The organism is Ideonella sp. (assembly GCF_041914305.1).
Lineage (GTDB): Bacteria > Pseudomonadota > Gammaproteobacteria > Burkholderiales > Burkholderiaceae_C > Ideonella.
On the sequence record NZ_JAYSDQ010000008.1, the window covers coordinates 163,715 to 186,684 of the forward strand.

The window sequence follows — 22,970 nt, forward strand, 5'->3', positions numbered from 1 at the left end:
GCGAGTGCCTGTCTCAGTGCGCCAAGCCTCTGTGCCTGGTGCCCTAAGCAGGTGCAGGCAACAAAAAAGCCCGGCAATCGCCGGGCTTTGTCATGGGGGTGGGGCAGGCGCCTATTCTTCCCCGGGCATCGCGCCAATCATCACGTGGCTGAAGCCGCCGTCGACGTAGGTGATTTCAGAGGTCACGCCGGCGGCCAGGTCTGACAGCAGGAAGGCGGCGACATTGCCGACGTCTTCGATCGTCACGTTGCGCCGCAGCGGGGCATTCTTGGAGAAGACCTCGAGCAGCTTGCCGAAGCCCTTGATGCCTGAGGCGGCGAGGGTCTTGATCGGGCCGGCCGAAATGCCGTTGACGCGGATGCCCTTGGGGCCCAGGCCGGCGGCCAGGTAACGCACGCTGGCTTCCAGCGACGCCTTGGCCAGGCCCATCGTGTTGTAGGCCGGCACCGCGCGGATCGCACCCAGGTATGACAGTGTCAGCAGCGCCGCCTTCGGGCGCAGGCTGGGCAGGGCGGCCTTGGCCAGCGCCGGGAAGCTGTAGGCCGAGATGTCGTGGGCGATGCGGTAATTCTCGCGCGTCAGCCCGTCGAGGAACTCGCCGGCGATCGCCTCGCGGGGCGCAAAGCCGATCGAATGGACGAAGCCGTCGAAGCCTTCAGGCCAGGCGGTCTTCAAGTCGGCGAACAGTTTCTCGATTGCTGCGTCGTCGCCCACGTCACAATCGAAGACCAGCTTGGAGTCGAATTCGGCGGCAAATTCGGTGATCCGCTCTTTGAAGCGCTCGCCGACATAGCTGAACGCCAGCTCGGCGCCTTCGCGGCGGCAGGCCTGGGCGATGCCGTAAGCGATCGAGCGGTTAGACAACAGGCCGGTGATCAGAAGGCGCTTGCCGGCGAGGAATCCCATGCGGTCTCCGAAGGGGTTGTTGTGTGGATGCGGATTCTCGCACGCGCACCCTTCAGGTCTTGCGGGTACATCTCTTGCAGGCTACAATCCGTCCTTCGCTAGAACTGCGGACACACACTGAAAAGTGGGCGGATTCATCCAGCCCATTTTTTTTGCGTGGTCGTTTTGCATGGCGGATTAAGGTTTTTTGATGCCTCAGAAGCGTTTCCATACTGGCTGCGCGCGGGCTTTTGAACAAGGTTAACTGCCACCTAATGAGCTGGAGCCAAGCCGTCGAGAAGACGGTGACCGGGTTGGGTTATGAACTCGTCGATGTCGAGCGATCGGCAGGCGGGTTGTTGCGCGTCTCTATCGATCGCGTGCCTGGCCGCGCCTATCCCACCGGCGAACACGAGTTCGTCACGGTCGAGGATTGCGAGGCCGTCACCCGCCAGCTGCAATATGTGCTCGAGGTCGACAACGTCGACTACGCGCGGCTCGAAGTCTCCTCGCCCGGGCTTGATCGCCCGCTGAAGCGGGTCGAAGACTACGCGCGTTTCGCCGGGCAGGAAGTTCAGATCACGTTGAAGCTGCCTTTCCAAGGCCGCAAGAAATTCCAGGGCACGCTGCAAGCCGCTGAAGCCGTCGATGGTGGCGCGGCGGGCCCGGGTTGGCAATTGATATTCAACGACGGCAAGGTCGACCAGGTGCTCGACTTTGCTTTCGACGAGGTTCGCGAAGCCCGGCTCGTGCCGGTGCTCAATTTCAAGGGGCGCCGAGGCAAGGGCGCGTCGGCCAGTGAGCAGTCGGCCGGCGAAACTGACGGAGGTCAAGAACAATGAACCGCGAAATGCTGATGTTGGTGGACGCGATCTCTCGTGAGAAGAGCGTCGAGCGTGATGTCGTGTTCGGCGCCGTCGAGGCAGCGCTGGCCCAGGCCACCAAGAAACTGCACGGTGGCGAGGTGGATATCCGTGTCACCGTCGACCGCGAAACCGGCGAGTACGAGACCTTCCGTCGCTGGCACGTCGTGCCGGACGAGGCCGGCCTGCAGATCCCCGATGCCGAGATCCTGCTGTTCGAAGCGAAAGAGCAGATCGACGACATCGAGGTCGACGACTACATCGAAGAGCCGGTCGACTCGGTGCCGATCGGCCGCATCGGTGCCCAGGCTGCCAAGCAGGTGATCCTGCAGAAGATCCGCGACGCCGAGCGCGAACAGTTGCTGACCGACTTCCTGTCGCGCGGCGAGAAGATCTTCGTCGGCACCGTCAAGCGTCTGGACAAGGGCGACATCATCGTCGAGTCGGGCCGTGTCGAAGGCCGCTTGAAGCGCAGCGAGATGATCCCGAAGGAAAACCTTCGTTCGGGTGACCGCGTGCGGGCGTTCATCGCCGGCATCGACACCGCTGCCCGTGGCCCGCAGATCATGCTGTCGCGCTCGGCGCCCGGCTTCATGGTCGAGCTGTTCGCCCAGGAAGTGCCCGAAATCGAACAAGGCCTGCTCGAGATCAAGAGCTGCGCCCGTGACTCGGGCTCGCGCGCCAAGATCGCCGTCGTGTCGCACGACAAGCGGGTCGACCCGATCGGCACCTGCGTCGGCGTGCGTGGCTCGCGCGTGACCGCGGTCACCAACGAGCTCGCCGGCGAGCGTGTCGACATCGTGCTGTGGTCGGAAGACCCGGCGCAGTTCGTGATCGGCGCGCTGGCGCCGGCCAACGTGCAGTCGATCGTCGTCGACGAGGAGCGCCACGCGATGGACGTGGTGGTCGACGAGGAGAACCTCGCCATCGCCATCGGCCGCGGCGGCCAGAACGTGCGGCTCGCCTCCGAGCTGACCGGCTGGCGCATCAACATCATGACGGCCGAAGAATCGGCCGCCAAGCAGGCTGAAGAATCGGGGTCGATCCGCAAGCTCTTCGTCGACAAGCTCGACGTCGACGAGGAGGTGGCCGACCTGCTGATCGAGGAAGGTTTCACCAGCCTCGAAGAAGTGGCCTATGTGCCGGCGCAGGAAATGCTCGAGATCGAAGGCTTCGACGAAGACACCGTCAGCGAGCTGCGCACCCGTGCCAAGGATGCGCTGCTGACGATGGAAATCGCCCGCGAAGAAAAGGTCGACGAGGTGTCGCAGGATCTGCGCGACCTCGAATTCGAAGGCAAGGGCCTGCAACCCGACCTGATCGCCAAGCTCGCCGATGGGGGCGTGCACACCCGCGACGACCTGGCCGACCTGGCCGTAGACGAGCTCATCGAGATGACCGGCGTGGATGACGCGCAGGCCAAGGCGCTGATCATGAAGGCGCGTGAACATTGGTTCAACGCCTGATCAACGACCGCCTCACCCAAGCGCCCACGAGATACCGGCATCAAGATCAAGGAAATCCAGACATGGCAGTGACCACCGTCGCCCAACTCGCCACGGAGCTGAATCGGCCCGCGGCGACGCTGCTCGAGCAGCTACAGTCGGCCGGCGTCGCCAAGAAGTCGCCTGACGATTCGCTCACCGAGTCCGACAAGGAACGGTTGCTCGAATTCCTGCGCAGCTCGCACGGCACCGCCGGCGGCGACCGCAAGAAGATCACGCTGACCCGCAAGTCGACCAGCGAGATCAAGCAAGCCGACGCCTCCGGCAAGGCCCGCACGATCCAGGTCGAGGTGCGCAAGAAGCGCGTCTTCGTCAAGCGTGACGATGTGCCCGGCAACGCCCCTGAAGAAGAAGTCGCACCGGCCGCACCGGTGATCGACGAAGCCGAGCTCGCCCGCCGCGAAGAAGAAGCCCGCCGCCAGGCCGAGCTGATTCGTCGCCAGGAAGAAGAGCTGGCCGAAAAGCGCCGTCAGCGCGAAGAGCGTGAAGAACGCGAGCGCGCCGAGCGCGAAGCCGCCGAGCGCGCGGCTGCCGAAGCCGCCGCGGCCGAGAAGGCTGCTGCCGAGGCCGCCGCGCAGGCCCAGGCCGCGCTAGCCAAGGCCGCCGGTTCTGCCGCCGCCGAGGCCGCGCCGGCACCGGCTGCTGCCGCGCCCGCACCGGCCCCGGCGGTCGAGCCGCCGCCTGCACCGGCTCCTGCACCCGCGCCCAAGCCGGGTCTGCGGGTGATCAAGGCGGCCGATGCCGACGCGGAAGAAAAGCAGCGCATGGCCGATCTGGGCAAGCGCCGCCAGGCTGCCGAAGCCGAAGCCGCCGCCATCCGCGACATGATGGCGCGCAAGAACAAGGTGATGGTCGCCAAGAAGCCGGAAGAGCCGAAGCCGGCCGATCCCGCTGCTGCCAAGGAAGGCATCAAGGGCACCATCCACAAACCCAAGGCCGCACCGGGCACGACCACGACGACCGCTGGCGCCGCTGCGAAGCCGGGCGACAAGAAGTCGGTCAAGTCCGAGAAGCTGTCGTCCAGCTGGGCTGACGATGCCAAGAAGAAGGGCGCCGCCGCCAAGGGCCGCACCGACTCGGGCGCAGGTCGCCCGGGCTGGCGTGCCCCGCGTGGTGGCCGCCGTGGCGACAGCCGCGACGCAGGCGCCTCGAACTTCCAGGCGCCGACCGAACCGGTGGTGCAAGAAGTGCACGTGCCCGAGACCATCTCGGTGGCCGACCTGGCGCACAAGATGGCCATCAAGGCCTCCGAGTTGATCAAGCAGCTGATGAAGCTGGGCCAGATGGTCACGATCAACCAGCAGCTGGACCAGGAAACCGCGATGATCCTGGTCGAGGAAATGGGCCACAAGGCCTTTGCCGCGAAGCTGGACGATCCGGAAGCCTTCTCGGAAGAGGAAGAAGCAGCCGTTGGTGGCGAAGAGCTGCCGCGTGCGCCGGTCGTGACCGTGATGGGCCACGTCGACCACGGCAAGACCTCGCTGCTGGACTACATCCGCCGTGCCCGCGTGGCCGCAGGCGAAGCCGGCGGCATCACGCAGCACATCGGCGCCTACCACGTCGACACGCCGCGCGGCATGATCACCTTCCTCGACACCCCGGGCCACGCGGCGTTCACCGCGATGCGTGCCCGTGGCGCCAAGGCCACCGACATCGTGATCCTGGTGGTCGCGGCCGACGACGGTGTGATGCCGCAGACGAAGGAAGCGATCCACCATGCCAAGGCGGCGGGCGTGCCCATCGTCGTGGCGATGAACAAGATCGACAAGCCCGATGCCAACCCCGAGCGCGTGAAGAACGAGCTGGTGGCCGAGCAGGTGGTGCCGGAAGAGTTCGGTGGTGATTCGCCGTTCGTGCCGGTGTCCGCCAAGACCGGCCAAGGCATCGACGACCTGCTGGAGCAGGTGCTGCTGCAGGCCGAAGTGCTGGAGCTGAAGGCCCCGGCCGACGCGATGGCCAAGGGCATCGTGATCGAAGCCCGCCTGGACAAGGGCCGCGGCCCGGTCGCGACGGTGCTGGTGCAGTCTGGTACGTTGAAGCGTGGCGACGTGGTGCTGGCCGGCGCCAGCTACGGCCGCGTGCGGGCCATGCTCGACGAAGACGGCAAGAACACGGCAGAGGCCGGCCCGTCGATCCCGGTCGAAATCCAGGGTCTGACCGAAGTGCCCCAGGCCGGCGACGACTTCATGGTGCTGTCCGACGAGCGGCGTGCGCGCGAAATCGCGACCTTCCGCCAGGGCAAGTACCGCGATGTGAAGCTGGCCAAGCAGCAGGCCGCCAAGCTCGAGAACATGTTCGAGAACATGGGCGAAGGCCAGGCGCAGAACCTGCCGTTGATCATCAAGGCCGACGTGCAGGGCTCGCAGGAAGCGCTGGCGACCTCGCTGCTCAAGCTGTCGACCGACGAGGTCAAGGTGCAGATCGTGCACGCGGCGGTCGGTGGCATCAGCGAGTCGGACGTCAACCTGGCGATCGCCTCCAAGGCCATCATCATCGGCTTCAACACGCGGGCCGATGCCGGCGCGCGCAAGCTGGCCGAAGGCAATGGCGTCGACATCCGCTACTACAACATCATCTACGACGCCGTGGATGAGGTGAAGGCGGCGATGAGCGGCATGCTGGCACCCGAGCAGCGCGAAGAAGCGCTGGGCACGGCCGAGATCCGCAAGGTCTTCGTCGCGTCGAAGATCGGCACGGTGGCCGGCTCGATGGTCACGTCGGGCATGGTTCGCCGTGGCGCGAAGTTCCGCCTGCTGCGCGAGAACATCGTCATCTACACCGGCGAGGTCGATTCGGTCCGCCGCGAGAAGGACGACGTTCGCGAGGTCAAGGAAGGCTTCGAGTGCGGTATCAAGCTGAAGAACTACAACGACATCGCAGAGGGCGACCAGTTGGAGTTCTTCGAGGTCAAGGAAGTCGCCCGAACGCTGTAAGGCGGGTCCGGCTTCATGCCAGGAAAACCCCGCCGGAAACGGCGGGGTTTCTTGCTTTAGGAGCGACCAAACACCATGAGACACAAGAAAAGCATCCCGAACCGCAGCCATCGCGTGGCCGACCAGATCCAGCGCGATCTAGCCGAGCTGATCCGCGAGCTGAAGGATCCGCGCATTGGCATGGTCACGATCAACGCGGTCGAGGTCACGCCCGACTATGCGCACGCAAACGTCTTCTTCTCGCTGTTGGTCGGTGACCCGCACGAGTGCGAGATCGCGTTGAACGAGGCCGCCGGTTTCGTGCGCAACGGCCTGTTCAAGCGCCTGACGATCCATACCGTGCCGACGCTGCACTTCAAGTTCGACCAGACCACCGAGCGCGCCGCCGACCTGAACTCGCTGATCCAGCGGGCCAACGCGACGCGCGCCAAGGACGACGAAGACCAGCAACCGTGAACAAGCCTCACCGAACCCGCATCCAGCGCCGCGCCCTGCACGGTGTGTTGTTGCTCGACAAGCCGGTCGGCCTGTCGAGCAACGACGCATTGCAGAAGGCCAAGTGGCTGCTGCGGGCCGAGAAGGCCGGCCACACCGGCACGCTGGACCCGCTCGCCTCGGGCCTGCTGCCGCTTTGCTTCGGCGCCGCCACCAAGTTCAGCCAGGTCAGCCTCGATGCCGATAAGGCCTACACCGCGGTGCTGCGGCTGGGCCAGCGCACGGTCGGTGGTGACCGCGAAGGCGAGGTGATCGAAGAGCGCCCGGTGTCGGTCACGCCCGAACAACTCGCTGCCGCGTGTGCAGCGTTTGTGGGCCAGATCGACCAGATCCCCCCGATGCACTCGGCGCTCAAGAAGGACGGCAAGGCGCTGTACGAATACGCCCGGGCCGGCATCGAGGTCGAGCGCGAAGCGCGCCGCGTGACGATTCACGCGATCGACATGCTGGGCTGGGACGATGCGCGGTTTGAGCTGACGATCGCCGTGCGCTGCAGCAAGGGCACCTACATCCGCACGCTGGCCGAGGACATCGGCGAGCGCCTGGGCTGCGGCGCGCACCTTGCGTCGCTGCGCCGCACCGAGACCGGCGCCTTGACGCTGGCCGGCGCGATCACGTTGGACGCCTTGGCAGCGCTCGACGAACCGGCGCGCGACGCGCTGCTGCACCCACCGGACTGCCTGCTCAACGACTGGCCGCTGCTGCGGCTGGCCGAGGCCGAAGCGGCGCGATTCCTGTCTGGATTGCGCCGCCGCGTGAATGAGCCGGACCGTGAAGCGGTCCGCGTCTACGGCCCCGAACCAGCCGCCTTCCTGGGCAGCGCCCACATCACCGCCGGCGAGCTGATCGCCGACCGCCTGCTGAGCCCGATCGAGGTGCAGGCCCTGATCCAAGTTACCGAGAGCACGACATGACCCGCCAGATCCGCAACATCGCCATCATTGCCCACGTCGACCATGGCAAGACCACGCTGGTCGACCAGCTGCTGCGCCAGAGCGGCACCTTCCGTGAGAACGAGAAGGTCGCCGAGCGCGTGATGGACAGCAACGACATCGAAAAAGAACGTGGCATCACCATCCTGGCCAAGAACTGCGCCGTCGAATGGAAGGGCACCCACGTCAACATCGTCGACACCCCGGGCCACGCCGACTTCGGCGGCGAGGTCGAGCGCGCGCTGTCGATGGTCGACGGCGTGGTGCTGCTGATCGACGCGCAAGAAGGCCCGATGCCGCAGACGCGCTTCGTGACCAAGAAGGCGCTGGCGCTGGGCCTGAAGCCCATCGTCGTCGTCAACAAGGTCGACAAGCCGGGTGCGCGCCCCGACTACGTGATCAACGCCGCTTTCGAGCTGTTCGACAAGCTGGGCGCCAACGACGAGCAGCTCGACTTCCCGGTCGTCTACGCCTCGGGCCTGAACGGCTGGGCGTCGCTGGAAGAAGGCGCACCGGGCGAGCAGTGGGGCCAGGACATGACCGCGCTGTTCGACACCGTGCTCAAGCATGTGCCGGCGCACCAAGGTGACCCCACCGCGCCGCTGCAGCTGCAGATTTCGTCGCTCGACTATTCCACCTACGTCGGCCGCATCGGCGTGGGCCGCGTCAACCAGGGCACGATCAAGCCGGCGATGGACGTGGTCGTGATGGAAGGCCCGGACGGCAAGACCATCAAGGGCCGCATCAACCAGGTGCTCACCTTCGAAGGCCTGGAGCGCGTGCAAGCCACCGAAGCCGGCCCGGGCGATATCGTGCTGATCAACGGCATCGAGGACATCGGTATCGGCGTGACCATCACCGACCCGCTGAACCCGCAGCCGCTGCCAATGCTGCGCGTCGACGAGCCGACGCTGACCATGAACTTCTGCGTCAACACCTCGCCGCTGGCCGGCCGTGAAGGCAAGTTCGTCACCAGCCGCCAGATCTGGGACCGGCTGCAGAAAGAGCTGCAGCACAACGTCGCGCTGCGCGTGAAAGAGACCGACGAAGACGGCATCTTCGAAGTCTCGGGCCGCGGCGAACTGCACCTGACCATCCTGCTCGAGAACATGCGCCGCGAAGGCTACGAGCTGGCCGTGTCGAAGCCGCGCGTGGTGTTCCATGAAGTCAATGGCGAGAAGCACGAGCCGATCGAGCTGGTCACCGCCGACGTCGAAGACACCCACCAAGGTGGCGTGATGCAGGCGCTGGGCGAGCGCAAGGCCGAGCTGGTCAACATGGAAACCGACGGCAACGGCCGTGTGCGGCTCGAATACCGCATCCCGGCACGGGGCCTGATCGGCTTCTCGAACGAGTTCATGAACCTGACCCGCGGCACCGGCCTGATCAGCAACATCTTCGACGGCTACGAACCCCACAAGGGCGACATCGAAGGCCGCAAGAACGGCGTGCTGATCAGCATGGACGACGGCGAAATCTTCACCTACGCGCTGGGCAAGCTGGACGACCGCGGCCGCATGTTCGTGAAGCCGGGCGACCCGGTCTACGAAGGCCTGATCATCGGCATCCACAGCCGCGACAACGACCTCGTCGTCAACGCCACCCGCACCAAGCAGCTGACCAACTTCCGTGTCAGCGGCAAGGAAGACGCGATCAAGATCACCCCGCCGATCGACCTGACGCTCGAATACGCGGTGGAGTTCATCGCCGACGACGAACTGGTCGAGATCACGCCCAAGAGCATCCGGGTGCGCAAGCGATTCCTGAAGGAACACGACCGGAAACGTGCCTCGCGCGAAGGTGCATAAGCACCTTCTTGCTCGGTACATTTCCATTTTCGTTTCGCTCCCTTGAGCCCCCTCCAAGCGGGGGCTCCAGTTTGAGTGACACTCGCGGCTCCTTGGGAGCCGCTTTCAATCCATGACCCACCGCCGCGCCGTGTTCGTGATGATTGTGGTGACCCTGCTGTGGAGCACCGCAGGCGTCATCACTCGGCAACTGGAGCAGGCGCGCTCGTTCGAGGTCACCTTCTGGCGCAGCCTGTTCAACGCCGTCGGCCTGATCGTGCTGCTCGGCTGGCTGCGCGGGCCGCAGGCGCTGGTGGCGCGCATCCGCACGGGCGGCAAGGTGCTGTGGGCCTCGGGCCTGTGCTGGAGCGTGATGTTCACTGCCTTCATGGTGGCGATCACGCTGACCACGGTGGCGAACGTGCTGGTCGTGATGGCCACCGCGCCGCTGTTCACCGCGCTGCTGTCGCGCTTTCTGCTGAATCACCGTCTGCCGGCCCGCACCTGGGCCGCGATCCTGGTGGCCGGTGGCGGTATCGCGTGGATGTTCGGCGCCGACATCAGCGGCGCCGGCGGCAGCCACCTGCTGGGCACCGGCATCGCGATGGGCGTGCCGGTGGCCGGCGCGATCAACTGGACGCTGATCCAGCACGCGTCGCGCAGCGAAGCCTCGTCCGACATGCTGCCGGCCCTGCTGATCGGTGCGTTGATCTCGGCGGCCGTCACCTTGCCGGTGGCCTGGCCGCTGCAAGCTTCGGCGCCGGACGTCGGCTGGCTCGCCTTGCTCGGCGTGACGCAACTGGCCATTCCCTGCGTGATGGCCGTGACGGCCGCGCGCACGCTGGCCGCGCCCGAAGTGGCCTTGCTGGCCTTGCTCGAGGTGCTGTTCGGCGTGGCCTGGGCCTGGCTCGGCGCTGGCGAAAAGCCGTCCCCTGCCGCGATGTTCGGCGGGGCGCTCGTGCTGGGTTCGCTGGCCGCCAACGAGTTGTTCGCCTTGCTGCGCCGGTCCACGGCACCCGCCCCGGCCTCTGTTTGACCTGACCTTGTAGTACCGATGAGCGACACCCTCCACACCGACGCGCAGATCCTGGCCGAACGACGCGGCCGCCTGGGCTTGATCACGCTGAACCGCGCGCCGGCGCTGAACGCGCTGTCGCTGGACATGATCCGCGAGCTGACCCGCTGGCTGCGAGCCTGGGAAGACGACGACCGCATCGACGCGGTGCTGGTGCACGGTGCTGCGCGGCCCGGCAAGGCGCCGGCCTTCTGCGCGGGAGGCGACATCCGCTTCTTCCATCAGGCGGCGCTGGCTGGTGACCCGAAGCTCGAAGACTTCTTCACCGAAGAGTACGCGCTGAACCACCTGATCCACGGCTACCCGAAGCCCTACATCGCCTGGATGGATGGCATCTGCATGGGCGGTGGCATGGGCATTTCGCAGGGCGCGTCGCACCGCGTCGTCACCGAGCACAGCAAGCTCGCGATGCCCGAGACCCACATCGGCCTGTTCCCGGACGTGGGTGGTGGCTGGTTCCTCTCGCGCTGCGCCGGCCGCCTGGGTGAATACCTCGCGCTGACCGGCCATGTGTTGAAGGCCGCCGATGCGATCGAGACCGGCTTGGCCGACATCGAGCTGCCCTCGGCCACGCTGCCGGCGGTGATCGACGCGCTGGCCGCTTTGCCGTGGTTGACGATGCAATCGATCGCCGACACGCTGCGCCACCACGCGGCCCCGCAGCACACCGCCGCCCCGATCGCCGCGCACCGCGCGCTGATCGACCAGCATTTCGCCGGCGCTCACCTGCAAGCCTTCGAGCAGTCGCTCGCGGCCGACCCCGGCGAATGGGCGCAGGCCACGCTGGCCGCGTTGCACAAGCAATCGCCGTTGATGATGGCCGTGACGCTGGAGCAGATTCGACGCGCGCGCCAGATGAGCCTGGCCGACGACCTGCGCATGGAGCGTGACCTGGTGCGCCACTGCTTCCACCTGCGCCCCGGCGCGGCGAGCGAGACGGTGGAGGGCGTTCGCGCCCTGGCGGTCGACAAGGACCACGCTCCGCGCTGGAACCCGCCGCGGGTGGCCGACGTGACGCCAGCGATGGTTGACGCCTTCTTCGACAGCCCCTGGCCCGCCTGGGCGCACCCGCTGGCCCAGCTGCGCTGATCCTAGGGCGACCCCCGAGCGTCCACCCCGGCGCTGCGCCCTAGCATGGGCCGATTCCGATTCGAACCGCAGGGACCCCCATGCTTCAGCTCAGCGGCCTGGACGCGACCTTTCTCTACATCGAGTCGCCCGAGATGCCCATGCACGTGGGCGCCTTGCATGTGCTCGAGTTGCCGAAGGGCTACCGCGGCCCATTCGTCAAGGACCTGCGGGCCCTGATGGCCGCGCGCCTGCCGTTGATGCCGGCGCTGCGCCGTCGCCTGTGGTGGATGCCGCTGAACCTGGCGAACCCGGTCTGGGTCGACGCCGAGCCCGATCTCACCCAACACATCGTCGAGGTCAAGCTGCCGGCGTCGGCCAAGAAGGGCGACGGCCTGGCCGAGCTGCATGCGGCCGTTGGCGCACTGCACCCGCAGCTGCTGGACCGCAGCAAGCCGCTGTGGCGGTTTCATGTGCTCGAGGGCCTGGGCAACTCGCACTCGGGCCACAAGCGCGTGGCGCTGTACAGCCAGGTGCACCACGCCGCGGTCGACGGGCAGGCCGCGGTGGCCCTGGCCAACATCCTGTTCGACCTGACCCCCGAGCCGCGGGTGATCGAGACGCGGCCGTCCAAGCGCGTGAAGACCTTTCGCCACGACATGGCCGAGATGCTGCGCGGCGCGATCGCCGGCGAGGTGCTGCAGGTCGGGCAGATCATCCGCGAGCTGCCGGCCACGGTCAGCAGCCTCACCCGCGCCGCCGGCGCAGTGGCCATGCACACCCCGCTGCTGAACCGCGGCAAGGGCAACAAGGTCAGCAACCTCGCGCTGGCGCCACGCACGATGCTGAACGTGTCGGTCACGCCGGGCAGGGCGTTTGCCAGCCTGTCGCTGCCGCTGGCCGAGATGAAGGCCCTGGCCAAGCTGCACGAGTGCAGCCTGAACGACGTGGTGCTGTTCGTCTGCGCCGGTGGCCTGCGCAAGTACTTTGCGGCCCATGGCATCACGGTGCCGCGCAAGCCGATGATTGCTGCGGTGCCGATCTCGCTGCGGCAGCCGGGCGACACCAGCTCAGACAACCAGGCCTCGCTCAGCTTCATCAGCCTGGGCACGCACCTGGCCGACCCGCAGCGCCGGCTGGCGCACATCAAGGCGTCTTCTGCGGCGATGAAGGCAACGATGGGCTCGCTCAAGAGCGTGCTGCCGACCGACTTTCCCAGCATCGGCGTGCCGTGGTTGATGGAAGCGGCCAGGTCCATCTACGGCAAGGCCAAGGTGGCCGAGCGCATCCCGCCGGTGGCCACGCTGGCGATCTCGAACGTGCCGGGCCCGCAGGTGCCGCTGTACCTGGCCGGCGCGCGCATGCTGACCAACTACCCGACCAGCATCGTCGTGCACGGCCTGGCACTGAACGTGACGGTGCAGAGCTTCGACAAGCACATGGACTTCGGCATGATGGCCGACGCCGCGGCGATGCCCGACGTTGCGCGCTACGCCGAGGCCGTGCGCGCCGCCTACGCCGACCTGCAACTGCTGCCGCCAGAGTCTGCGCCGGCACCAGCACCGGCACCAGCCCGCAAGCGGCCGGCGGCCAAGGCCCCGCCCGCGGCGAAGAAAGCCGGTGCCGCGCCGGCAGCCCAAGGCAGAAGGGCGCCCACGGCCGCATCGAAGCCGGCACCGGCGCCCGCCCGCCAGAGTCGCCAGCCTGTCACGAAGGCGACAAAAGCCTAGGGCAAGCGCCCGACCGGCGCTTGCAGCGGCTCGCTAAGATCGGGCCATGCCCGTTCATGACAACGATTCCAGCCCGGTGCGTGCGCCGGGGCTGCTGAAGCTGGCCCTCGAAGGCCGGGCGCCGTGGGAATTCGCCGCGCTGCTGGCCAGCGCGCCCTGGCTGCGCCAACTGCCGGCCGGCGACGGCCACCCGGTCATCGTCTTTCCCGGCCTCGGTGTTTCTGATTTCAGCACCGTGCCGATGCGCAACTTCCTGCGCGACCGCGGCTTCGCGCCGCAGCCGTGGCGCCAGGGCTTCAACTTCGGCCCGCGCGAAGGGGTGCTGGAAGGCTGTGTCGAGCTCCTGCAGCAGGCGCACGCGCGAACCGGCCAGAAAGTCAGCCTCATCGGCTGGAGCCTGGGCGGCGTCTATGCGCGCGAGCTGGCCAAGCAGCTGCCGGACCTGGTGCGCTGCGTCATCACGCTGGGCTCGCCATTCGGTGGTCACCCGCGGGCGACCAATGCCTGGCGCTTCTTCGAGCTGGTCAGCGGCAAGTCGGCCCACGACCCGGAAGTGATCGCCGAGATCCGCCGCCCGCCACCGGTGCCCACGACCTCGGTCTACTCGCGCACCGACGGCGTGGTGGCCTGGCAGTGCAGCCTGAACCCGCCGCTGCCGCACACCGAGAACATCGAGCTGCAGGCCAGCCACGTCGGCATGGGCATGAACCCGCTGACGATGTACCTGATCGCCGATCGCCTGCGCCAGCCCGAGGGGGCCTGGCAGCCGTTCGAGGCCGCCGGCGTGCGGCGCTGGTTCTTCAAGCCGACACCGGGCGACAGCTGGCACGCCGCGCCGCAGGCCGCTTGACCCCATGCAACTGAGCGCGAACGGCATTTCGATCGAGGTCGAAGACGAGGGCTCGACCGCCGGCGAGCCACTGCTGCTGATCATGGGCCTGGGCATGCAGCTGACCAGTTGGCCGACCGAGATGGTGCAAGCCCTGGTCTCCCGGGGTTTCCGCGTCATCCGCTTCGACAACCGCGATGCGGGGCTGAGCCAGGGCTTCGACCACCTCGGCGTGCCCAACCTGCCGCTGGCCACCATGCAGCACATGCTGCACTGGCCGGTGAAGGCGCCTTACCAACTGGCCGACATGGCGCGTGATGCGCTGGGCGTGCTCGACGCCCTGGGCCTCCGCAGCGCCCACGTCTGCGGGGCCTCGTTGGGCGGCATGGTGGCGCAGCACCTGGCGGCCGAGCATCCGCAACGCGTGCTCAGCCTGAACCTGATGATGACCACCAGCGGCTCTCGCAAGCTGCCGCAGGCCACCCTGGCGGCGCGCCGCGTGATGCTGCAGCGCCCGCGCACCAACGATCTGGAAGGCCTGCTCGAACACTACGCCCACCTCTTCCAGGTCATCGGCAGCCCGGCCTACCGGCCCGACCCAGGCGCCTTTCGCGAGCGCATGCGCCACAACGTGCAGCGCGCCTGGCGCCCGAGCGGCACGCTGCGCCAATTGGTGGCGGTGGCGGCCGATGGCGACCGCAGCCCGATCCTGGGCCGCATTCAGGCGCCCACGCATGTGATCCACGGCGAGGCCGACCCGCTGATCCCGGTCGACAACGGGCGCGACCTGGCCAGGCGCATCGCGGGCGCCACCAGCGACTACATCACCGGCATGGGCCACGACCTGCCGCTGCAGTTGCTGCCGCGCTTCGTCGATGGCATCGCGGCCAACGCCGCCCGCGCCGGCTGACAACCGCCCCGCGCCGATAATTCAGGGGTGAAAGCCCCTGTCTCTACCGCCGCGTTGCAAGCGGCCTCTGCCCCCGACAAGCCCGCGCCCGATTGGCGCCTGTCCGTCGCCCCGATGATGGACTGGACCGATCGGCATTGCCGCTACTTCCATCGCTTGATCACCAAGCGCACGCGCCTGTACACCGAGATGGTGACGACAGGCGCGCTGCGCCATGGCGACCAGCCGCGCCACCTCGACTTCAACACCGAAGAGCACCCGCTGGCGCTGCAGCTGGGCGGCAGCGAGCCCGAAGAGCTGGCCTTCGCCACGCAGCTGGCGCGCCGCTGGGGCTACGACGAGATCAACCTGAACTGTGGCTGCCCGAGCGAGCGGGTGCAGCGCGGCGCGTTCGGCGCCTGCCTGATGAACGAGCCGCAGTTGGTGGCCGATTGCGTGAAGGCGATGGTCGATGTGGCGGGCGGCCTGCCGGTGACGGTGAAACACCGCATCGGCATCGACAAGGAAGAGAGCTACGGTTTTGTGCGCGACTTCGTCGGCACCGTGGCCGCGGCCGGCTGCACGGTCTTCATCGCCCACGCCCGCAACGCCTGGCTGAAGGGCCTGAGCCCGAAAGAGAACCGCGAGGTGCCGCCGCTGCGCTATGAGTTCGTCTACCAGCTGAAGAAGGACTTCCCGCAGCTGACGATCGTGCTCAACGGCGGCGTGCAGGGCAACGACGACATCGCCGGGCACCTGCAGCATGTGGACGGCGTGATGCTGGGCCGGGAGGCTTATCACAACCCCTGGCTGATGGCCGAGTGGGACCAGCGCTTCTACGGCGAGGCCACGGCCACGCCGGACCGCGACCAGGTCGAGGCCGCGATGGTGGCCCACATGGAGCAACTGGCCGGGCGCTACGGCGTGCCCTGGTCGCACGCCGCGCGCCACATGCTGGGCTTGCGCCACGGCCAACCGGGCTCGCGCCGCTGGCGCCAGGTCTGGTCGGACCATCGGCTCAAGGGCCAGCACCCCCACGAAGTGAGTGCCGCAGCGCTCGCTGCGCTGGACCCCTCGGCGAGATAATCCGGCCGGCCCGGGCGCCCGGGCCGTGGATGGGATCGAAGGAAACAAACAAATGCAACGCCGTACTTCGCGTCAATCTTTGCTGCCCGCTCGGCAGCGCTTCACGGTGGTGACGGCTGCGCTGATTGCGCTCGGCGCCTGCGCCACCGCCCAGGCCGAGACGGTCTACAAGGTCACCGAGCTGTTGATCGGCCCCAAGAGCGACGTCACGCTGTACTCGACCGGCCGCGCCATCAACAAAGGTGGCCGCACCGCGGTGGAATACGGCTACAGCGTCTCGGGCTTCGCCGCGGCGCAGTGCGTGAAGGCGGTCTGCACGCAGATCCCCGAGTTGCAGGTGCGCTCGTTCCCCGCCACCTCGCCGAGCGGCATCAACGACGCCGGCCACATCACCGGCAGCTCGTTCGCCGGCTTCACGACCCACGCCTTCCTGTTCGACGGCACGCAGTCCGTCGACCTGGGCGGCCTGCCCGAAGACGGCTGCGGCGGTTGCATGCTCGACAGCTACGGCCGCGACATCAACAACAAGGGCGTGGTCGCCGGGATGGCCTACACGATCAATGGCAGCGCGCGGGCCTTCGTCTACAAGAACTCCCAGCTGACCAGCCTGGGCACGCTGGGCGGCGACTTCAGCGACGCCTACGCGCTGAACGACAAGGGCGACATCGTCGGTGTATCGACGCAGACCGGCGGCCAGCAGCGGGCATTCGTGTACCGCGGCGGTCTGATGAGCGACCTGGGCACGCTGGGCGGCACGCACTCGGCTGCCTTCGGCGTCAACGAGCTGCGCCAGATCGTCGGCTGCTCGACGCTGGAGGGCGACACCGAGCAACGCGGCTTTATCCACCAGGCGGGTGCGATGACGCCGCTGCCTTCGCTGGGCGGCAATGAATCGTGTGCGCTGGGCATCAACCGCAACGGCTGGGTGGTGGGCTACTCCAGTGAGCTGGGCGGCTCCAGCCCGCGTGCCTTCCTGTGGCAGGCCGGTGGCCCGGCGATCAACCTGAACACCAGGCTCGACCTCAAGACCGGCAAGAACTGGGTCATCACCGAAGCCCGCGCGATCAACGACAACGGCTTGATCATCGCGACCGGCGAGCACAAGGGCATCACCCGCGCCGCGTTGCTGACACCGGTGACCGTCGAATCCCACTGAGCGGGCGCGTCGCCGCCACACCGTCAACCGGAGCCCGTGGCAGGGTCATCGGGGTCTCCTGGGCAAACAACGATTGGCCAACATCGTAAAGCACGTCACATTTCAGCGGGGCTAGGGATGGTGTGTCCTATTGACGAGGCGCCTCATGCGCGTCCGCGCCGTGGGCATGGGGCCCGCGGCTGATAGCCCGGGAGGTCAAACGATGCAAGCAGTTGGGAACAAGCGTTTTGTTGCTTTTGCGTTCGCGGTTTTCTTGAGCTTGGGGTGCGCTGCCGCGACGGCCGCCCCCCTTTACCGACTGGTCGAGCTGCCTTTCATGGGGCCGCCGGACGACCCCTTCAACGACACCTCGGCGGTCGCGATCAATCGGGTCGGCGACACCGCCGTCGACTTCTACGGCCCGTATGGGTCCAGCGGCCTGCACTGCACGCGCACGCTTTGCACCGCCGTGCCGCCGCTCTACATCCCGCACTGGCCGTATGTTTCTGCCGGTGGCATCAACGACGCCGGCCTGATGCTGGCGACCTCGGCCGACACGGCCTACAACACGCATGCGCTGACCTACGACGGCAGCACCAGCACGCGCATCTACGGCTTCCCCGACGACTACTGCGGTGGCTGCGACAACGACAGCTATGGCTACGGCCTGAACAACCTGGGCCAGGCCGTCGGCAGCGCCTTCGGCAAGGACGGCCGCGAGCGTGGCTTCATCTGGCAGGCCGGCGTCGGCATGCAAGAGCTGGGCACGCTGGGCGGCAGCGTCAGCGTGGCTCGGGCGATCAACGACCACGGTGACGTGGTGGGTTATGCCTCCACCGCCAGTGGCGCCACGCACGGCTTCTTCTACCGGCGCGGCCGGATGCTGGATGTCGGCACGCTGGGTGGCAGCTGGGCGCAGGCCATGGGCATCAACGACGCGCGCCAGGTCGTGGGCTGCTCGACGCTCGAAGGCGACCAGGAGTCACGCGCCTTCGTCTACGCGCGTGGCACGATGACCGCGTTGCCGACACTCGGTGGCGGCTCGGCCTGCGCCTACGGCATCAACATGAGCGGCGTCATCGTCGGTGCGGCCAGCACGGCGGCCGAAGAGACCCACGGTTTCGTCTACGACGGGGCGCACACGGTCGACCTGAACAACCAGCTCAGCGCGGAAGACCAGGCCAAGTGGCTGATCATCGGCGCCAACGCCGTCAACCACCGCGGCATGATCGCCGCGACCGGGCAGAACCGCGCCAACGGCGTCGTGCGCGCGCTGCTGCTGCGCCCGCGGCCGGCCGCGGCGGTGCAGAACTGACGAGGTAGAAGGGCGGTGCGCCCGGCGCTCAGCCCTTGCCGGGCGCCGGCCAGAGGCTGCGTGCGGTCTGGCAGGCGCTGTCGTTCCAGCCGGCCGTGCAGCGGCTTTTCACCAGGCTACACATCGCCTCGCCGGACGCGCGGATCTCGCGATACGCCTCGGCGTTGATCGCGCCGAAGCCGGCCACGAACACCTGGCTCGCCGCGGGGCTGCTGCTCTGGGCGGTGTCGCGCTGGGCCACGCACACGTCACGCGTCATCGCGTCGACGCAGCGCGCGACCAGGGCGTCCAGCTCGCGCGTGGCCGGCGCGCTGGCCACCGGCTGGCAACCGGCCTGCGCCAGCAATACGGCGCCCAGCGAGGCCCAGCCGAGCCACGGCATGGCGCCGCCGCGCGGCCGGCAGGCCAGCCTCGTCACGGCAGGCCCAGCGCCTTGATGCGCGCCAGGCAGGCCGACAGGCTGCCCGCGCCGGTGCAGGTGTCCTTCGGGTAGACCACCGCCGAGTACATGCGGTACAGGTCTTCGTCGCTGTTCTTCTTCAGGTTCTCGAGGCCGGGGAAGGGCAGGCCGCCGACGTACTTGAACCAGACCAGGTTGTTGGCCTTGTCTTGCCAGAACTTGTCGCCCGCCGAAGACTGCACGGCCGCCAGGTTGGCCGCCGGCGCCATCGGCCGCACATTGGTGCGCTTGAGGTAGTTCGGGTCGAAGCTGCCTTGCTCGCGGTCCCACTGAGAGCCGGCGACCACGTAGGCGGCAGCGGGCAGGCGGCCGTCGAACTTCACCGCCATCAGGAACTTGTCTTCGCTGCCCGAGGCGTTGCTGATGTTGATGGCCAGCCACTTGGCCGCCGGCCAGCCGGGGAAGCTCAGCACATAACGGCCCGAGGCGCGGACTGCGAAGTGGCGCATGTGGCCCAGCTCCCACGAGCAGTAGTTGCCCGGCGGCGGGGTCACGCGGGTGTCGCAGGCGTATTTCTTGGCCACGTCCTGGTTGACGTACTGGGTGTAGCCGTTCTCGACCCGCCATGAGCCGATCTCGTTGCCGTTGCTGTCCTGGCGCGAGGCATTGATCGCCGCGGCGAACTCGTAGCGCGACGAATCGAAATCGGTCTGGATCGACTCGATGCCGTAGTACTCGCCCTCGCAGGTCTTGCCGTTGCGACCGGCGGGCTTGGCGTCGACGCAGTTGGCGCCGATCGTCAGGAACGGCGTGTCCGGCACGGTGTACCAGTTCTTCGGGCCCCACTGACCCTCGGTGTCCCAGATCGCGCCGGACAGCGCCCAGTTCTCGCTCGGCAGGTGTTGCTGGCGCAGGCCGGGCTGCAGGTTGCGGTAACCCGGCGAGCTGTTGGTCAGCCGGTTGTCGCCGTTGCGTGCCTTGCCGCGCTCCACGGCGACGGTGTAGTAGTCCTCCGCGCTGAAGGCGCCGCTGGTCTGCCCGTCGACGAACGGGATGTCGACGAAGTGGTTGGCCTTCACCGCCACGGTCGAGTGGTAGGTGGCGATGCCGGCCGGCTTGGCCGCACCGGAGGGGTACTTGCCATCGCTGTGGTTCAGGCTGGTGCCGACCAGCAGGCCGCGCTGGATCGTGCCTTCCTGGGCTGCGCCGCCGAAGGCCAGGCCCACGTTGTCGGCCACCGTCCATTCGAGGTAGTCGGGCTGCGTGACGCGGTTGCGGTAGGCGCCGTCGCGGTTCTTGAACGACGTCGTGCGCTTGATCGTCAGGCGCACCTGGGCGTCGGGGCAGAAGTCGTAGGGGCGGCCGCCGCCGTCCAGGCAGGGCTTGCCTCCCTTCATCGGCACGTAGCGTTGCGAGGCCAGCGTGCCTTGCGTCGTCTCAGGGTGGGCGACGTTGTCGTCGACCGGCACCCATTCGAGCAGCATGCCGGGGCCACGGGCCGTGTGCACGGTGTTGTTCTCAACCTGGCCCAGCGGCGTGTAGCGCGGCCAGGTCTTGACCGTGCGCGACAAGCCCAGCGGGTGCAGCGGGAACGACAGCCAGATGCCGTTGCCCTGCGCGTCGCCGGCCAGGTTGTTGGTCAGCTGGTTGTCGGGGTTGGTCATCCAGAAGCCCGACGGGCCCCCCTGGAAGACTTCTGCGCCTTCGTGGATCTTCAACAGGTTCTTCGGCGTCGGCGCCCGCGTCTTCAACGCGAGGTTGCCGTCGAAGACGTTGCGGCGCTCGACCGCGTCTTCGAGGAAGAACGCATGGCCCTTGATGTCGTAGCAGATGTTGTTCTGTACCGTGACACCATTTGTAGCGTGCAGCACCACACAGCGGTTAGACGAATCCCAGATCGCGCTGTTGCGGATGTAGTGGCCTGTGGCGTCGCCCAGCTCGGCGCCGGTGCCGGCGTCGTAGCTCAGCAGGTGCCAGTGCATCGGGTAGCGGCCCAACTGGCCGGCCTGGCCGACACGGCGGAACTCGACCCCGTCGACCTGCACCTGCGATTTCAGGCTCATCACCATCACATGGGCGCCGAAACCCTGGTTGCGCCAGGCGTCGTCGTCGGCACCCTGGATCACGATGCGGCGGCTCAGGTTGCCCACGGCGGCCCGCTCGTCCAGCGAGGTGGGTGCCGGTGTGGCCGGCGGGGTGTATTTGGGGTCGGCGGTCAGCGACATGCCGTTGGCCGTCGGGTACTGCAGGCGGCCCCAGCGCGACTTGACCAAGCCGGCGGTGGTGTTCACCGTGGAGCCGCTGGCCGATGCCAGCGTGAACGCTTCGGTGGACGAGATGCCGTAGTGATCGGTGGGCGCGACGATGATCTGATCGCCTGCTTTCCAATCAACATTTTGTTTCAATTGAAACTGTTTTGTGCCAACTGCGGCGTGCTGATTGAGCTTCGTCCAGCCCGGTTGGGGCGAAACGCCGTACATCAGCAGCTTGCCGCCGCTCACGCGCAGGCCGCGTGAAGCCCCATCGGTGCCGCCCGGAGCCCCCGTCAAGGTGATCGTCGCGCGGTGCGTGAAAGGCGCCGCGGCGGTGCCGGCTTGCAGCGTGCCGGTGACCAGGATCGACGCCGCGGTGAGCGACACATCCTTCTCGGCCAGGCGCAAAACGCCTTCGATGCGCAGGTCTGCCAGCTTGCGCGTGGCAGTGTCCAAAACCACGGTTTTCCCTGCGGGAATCACCACTGCAGCCCCGTCTGGCGGGACGGTGCCGCCCCAGGTCGCCGGGTCGGACCAGTTGACGTGCTCGCTGACCTGTTGGGGGGTCTCGTCGGGTGTGCTGTTGGCTGGTTCTGACCCCTCACCACCGCCGCCGCCGCACGAGGCGAGCAGGGCGGCAATGCACGCCGCCAAGAATTTCCAACGGGCGAAAGAGGGGGGCAGGTCGCGGTGGTGCATTGGCTGGTCCGAGTGAGGGCCGGCGGATACTAAGCCAGCGAGCCGTGACAAATTCTTTGAAAAACCCAGCGCAGCGTTGCGTAATTCGACAGTTCCACGGTCCAAGCCGTTCAACGCCCCCGATCGCGGCGCTGATCTCGTGCGCCCCCCGTCGGCCAGGTGGCGAGCAGCAAGCCGACCAGCGCCAGGCTGAGGGCGCCCAACTGGGCCGCGCCCAGGCTCTCGCCGAGGAACACGACCCCGACCGCCGTGGCCGCCACCGGCAGCATCACGCTGAAGACACCGGCGCGCGGCGCCGGCACGCTGCGCAGGCCCTGCATCCACAGCCACACGGTGACCACGCTGGCCGCCAGCGCGTAGAAAAGCAGCAGCAGCCAGGTGCCGACCTGCACCTGGCTGAAATCGAAATGCCAGGCCTGCCAGGCCCCCAGCGGCGTGACCAGCGCCAGGCCCCACAGGTTGATCAACGAGCTGATGCGGCGCGGCGATACCTGGGCGGTCAGGCGCTTGCCGATCACGACGTAGGCGGCCTCGCACAACACCGCCCCCAACAGCAGCGCATAGCCCCACAGCGGTTCTTGCCCGGGTGCCGTGCCGGCGGCGGCGCCATGGGTGCCCGAGCGCTCCAGCGCCAGCCAGCCGATGCCTGCCACCGCGCAGGCGATGCCGCCGCCCACGCGCAGCCCGATGCGCTCGCCCATGAAGGCCCACGACATCAACGCCACCGCCGCAGGGATGGCGGCCATCACCACCCCGGCCGCCACCGCCGAGGTGGCGGCCACGCCGAACAGCATGCAGATCGAGAACAGGAAGTTGCCGAGAAAGCTCTCCCAGAACAGCAGCTTGCGGTCATGGGGCGACAAGGCCGGCTCGCCGGGCTGGCGGCGCACCCAGCCCACCATCGCGACCGCGGCAATGCCGAAGCGCAGCCATGCCAACAGAAAGATCGGCAACGCCGCCACCAAGGTGCGCGACAAGCCCACGTAGCTGCCCACCAGCGCCATGCTGCCGGCCAGGCAGCCATAGGCCAGCCACGGTGTGCGCTCGGCCGCAGGCGACCCAGGTGCGCTCATTGGAGCGGCGGCAGCCAGT

General features: G+C 67.6%; 18 protein-coding genes. 14 read left to right on the plus strand and 4 right to left on the minus strand.

Features of this window, described 5'->3' with window-relative positions; all coding sequences use genetic code 11:
• Window positions 1-111 precede the first annotated feature (111 nt).
• Window positions 112-906: an enoyl-ACP reductase FabI gene (gene fabI, locus ACE3SG_RS12805; RefSeq protein ID WP_374565462.1), complete on the minus strand. Its 795-nt coding sequence runs from the start codon at window positions 904-906 to the stop codon at window positions 112-114.
• 254 nt (window positions 907-1,160) lie between these two features.
• Here fabI and rimP point away from each other — a divergent pair, with 254 nt between their 5' ends.
• From rimP to ACE3SG_RS12875, 14 genes are all read left to right on the plus strand, one after another.
• Window positions 1,161-1,727 (plus strand): ribosome maturation factor RimP, encoded by a 567-nt coding sequence (rimP, locus tag ACE3SG_RS12810; RefSeq protein WP_374565463.1) that lies wholly within the window; start codon window positions 1,161-1,163, stop codon window positions 1,725-1,727.
• A complete protein-coding gene (nusA, locus tag ACE3SG_RS12815) occupies window positions 1,724-3,214 on the plus strand; it encodes a transcription termination factor NusA (RefSeq protein WP_374565464.1) in 1,491 nt (496 codons plus the stop codon). The genes rimP and nusA overlap by 4 nt, the downstream gene beginning before the upstream one ends.
• 62 nt (window positions 3,215-3,276) lie before the next feature.
• On the plus strand, window positions 3,277-6,186 hold the full coding sequence (infB, locus tag ACE3SG_RS12820) for a translation initiation factor IF-2 (protein WP_374565466.1): 2,910 nt from the start codon (window positions 3,277-3,279) through the stop codon (window positions 6,184-6,186).
• A gap of 75 nt (window positions 6,187-6,261) precedes the next feature.
• Window positions 6,262-6,642, plus strand: a complete 381-nt coding sequence (gene rbfA / locus ACE3SG_RS12825; RefSeq protein WP_374565467.1) for a 30S ribosome-binding factor RbfA — start codon at window positions 6,262-6,264, stop codon at window positions 6,640-6,642.
• Window positions 6,639-7,595, plus strand: coding sequence for a tRNA pseudouridine(55) synthase TruB (gene truB, locus ACE3SG_RS12830; RefSeq protein ID WP_374565469.1), 957 nt, complete (start codon window positions 6,639-6,641; stop codon window positions 7,593-7,595). The genes rbfA and truB overlap by 4 nt, the downstream gene beginning before the upstream one ends.
• Complete coding sequence (gene typA / locus ACE3SG_RS12835; RefSeq protein ID WP_374565471.1) at window positions 7,592-9,421, plus strand: translational GTPase TypA; 1,830 nt, start codon at window positions 7,592-7,594, stop codon at window positions 9,419-9,421. Before truB ends, typA begins: the two co-directional genes overlap by 4 nt.
• A gap of 112 nt (window positions 9,422-9,533) precedes the next feature.
• Window positions 9,534-10,436, plus strand: a complete 903-nt coding sequence (locus tag ACE3SG_RS12840; RefSeq protein WP_374565472.1) for a DMT family transporter — start codon at window positions 9,534-9,536, stop codon at window positions 10,434-10,436.
• 18 nt (window positions 10,437-10,454) lie between these two features.
• Entirely contained in the window at window positions 10,455-11,564 is a 1,110-nt protein-coding gene (locus ACE3SG_RS12845) for an enoyl-CoA hydratase/isomerase family protein (protein WP_374565473.1), read from the plus strand.
• 80 nt (window positions 11,565-11,644) lie between these two features.
• A complete protein-coding gene (locus ACE3SG_RS12850) occupies window positions 11,645-13,273 on the plus strand; it encodes a wax ester/triacylglycerol synthase family O-acyltransferase (protein ID WP_374565474.1) in 1,629 nt (542 codons plus the stop codon).
• Window positions 13,274-13,319: 46 nt separating this feature from the next.
• Entirely contained in the window at window positions 13,320-14,123 is an 804-nt protein-coding gene (locus ACE3SG_RS12855) for an esterase/lipase family protein (protein WP_374565475.1), read from the plus strand.
• Window positions 14,124-14,127: 4 nt separating this feature from the next.
• Window positions 14,128-15,012, plus strand: coding sequence for an alpha/beta fold hydrolase (locus ACE3SG_RS12860; protein WP_374565476.1), 885 nt, complete (start codon window positions 14,128-14,130; stop codon window positions 15,010-15,012).
• A 27-nt stretch (window positions 15,013-15,039) separates the two neighbouring features.
• Complete coding sequence (gene dusA / locus ACE3SG_RS12865; protein ID WP_374565477.1) at window positions 15,040-16,077, plus strand: tRNA dihydrouridine(20/20a) synthase DusA; 1,038 nt, start codon at window positions 15,040-15,042, stop codon at window positions 16,075-16,077.
• A gap of 52 nt (window positions 16,078-16,129) precedes the next feature.
• Window positions 16,130-17,233 (plus strand): hypothetical protein, encoded by a 1,104-nt coding sequence (locus ACE3SG_RS12870; protein ID WP_374565478.1) that lies wholly within the window; start codon window positions 16,130-16,132, stop codon window positions 17,231-17,233.
• Between the two features lie 316 nt (window positions 17,234-17,549).
• Window positions 17,550-18,527: a hypothetical protein gene (locus tag ACE3SG_RS12875; protein WP_374565479.1), complete on the plus strand. Its 978-nt coding sequence runs from the start codon at window positions 17,550-17,552 to the stop codon at window positions 18,525-18,527.
• A 28-nt stretch (window positions 18,528-18,555) separates the two neighbouring features.
• On the opposite strand, the gene ACE3SG_RS12880 is transcribed toward ACE3SG_RS12875, so the two are convergent.
• The 3 genes from ACE3SG_RS12880 to ACE3SG_RS12890 all read right to left on the minus strand — a co-directional run bounded on the left by ACE3SG_RS12880 (window position 18,556) and on the right by ACE3SG_RS12890 (window position 22,951).
• Window positions 18,556-18,945 carry a hypothetical protein gene (locus ACE3SG_RS12880; RefSeq protein ID WP_374565481.1) on the minus strand — a complete coding sequence of 130 codons (390 nt, stop codon included), beginning with the start codon at window positions 18,943-18,945 and terminating at the stop codon, window positions 18,556-18,558.
• The gene (locus ACE3SG_RS12885) at window positions 18,942-21,878 is read right to left on the minus strand and encodes a G8 domain-containing protein (protein WP_374565482.1); all 2,937 of its coding nucleotides are present in this window, start codon (window positions 21,876-21,878) and stop codon (window positions 18,942-18,944) included. The genes ACE3SG_RS12880 and ACE3SG_RS12885 overlap by 4 nt, the downstream gene beginning before the upstream one ends.
• A 110-nt stretch (window positions 21,879-21,988) precedes the next feature.
• Window positions 21,989-22,951 (minus strand): DMT family transporter, encoded by a 963-nt coding sequence (locus ACE3SG_RS12890; RefSeq protein ID WP_374565483.1) that lies wholly within the window; start codon window positions 22,949-22,951, stop codon window positions 21,989-21,991.
• Window positions 22,952-22,970 lie beyond the last annotated feature (19 nt).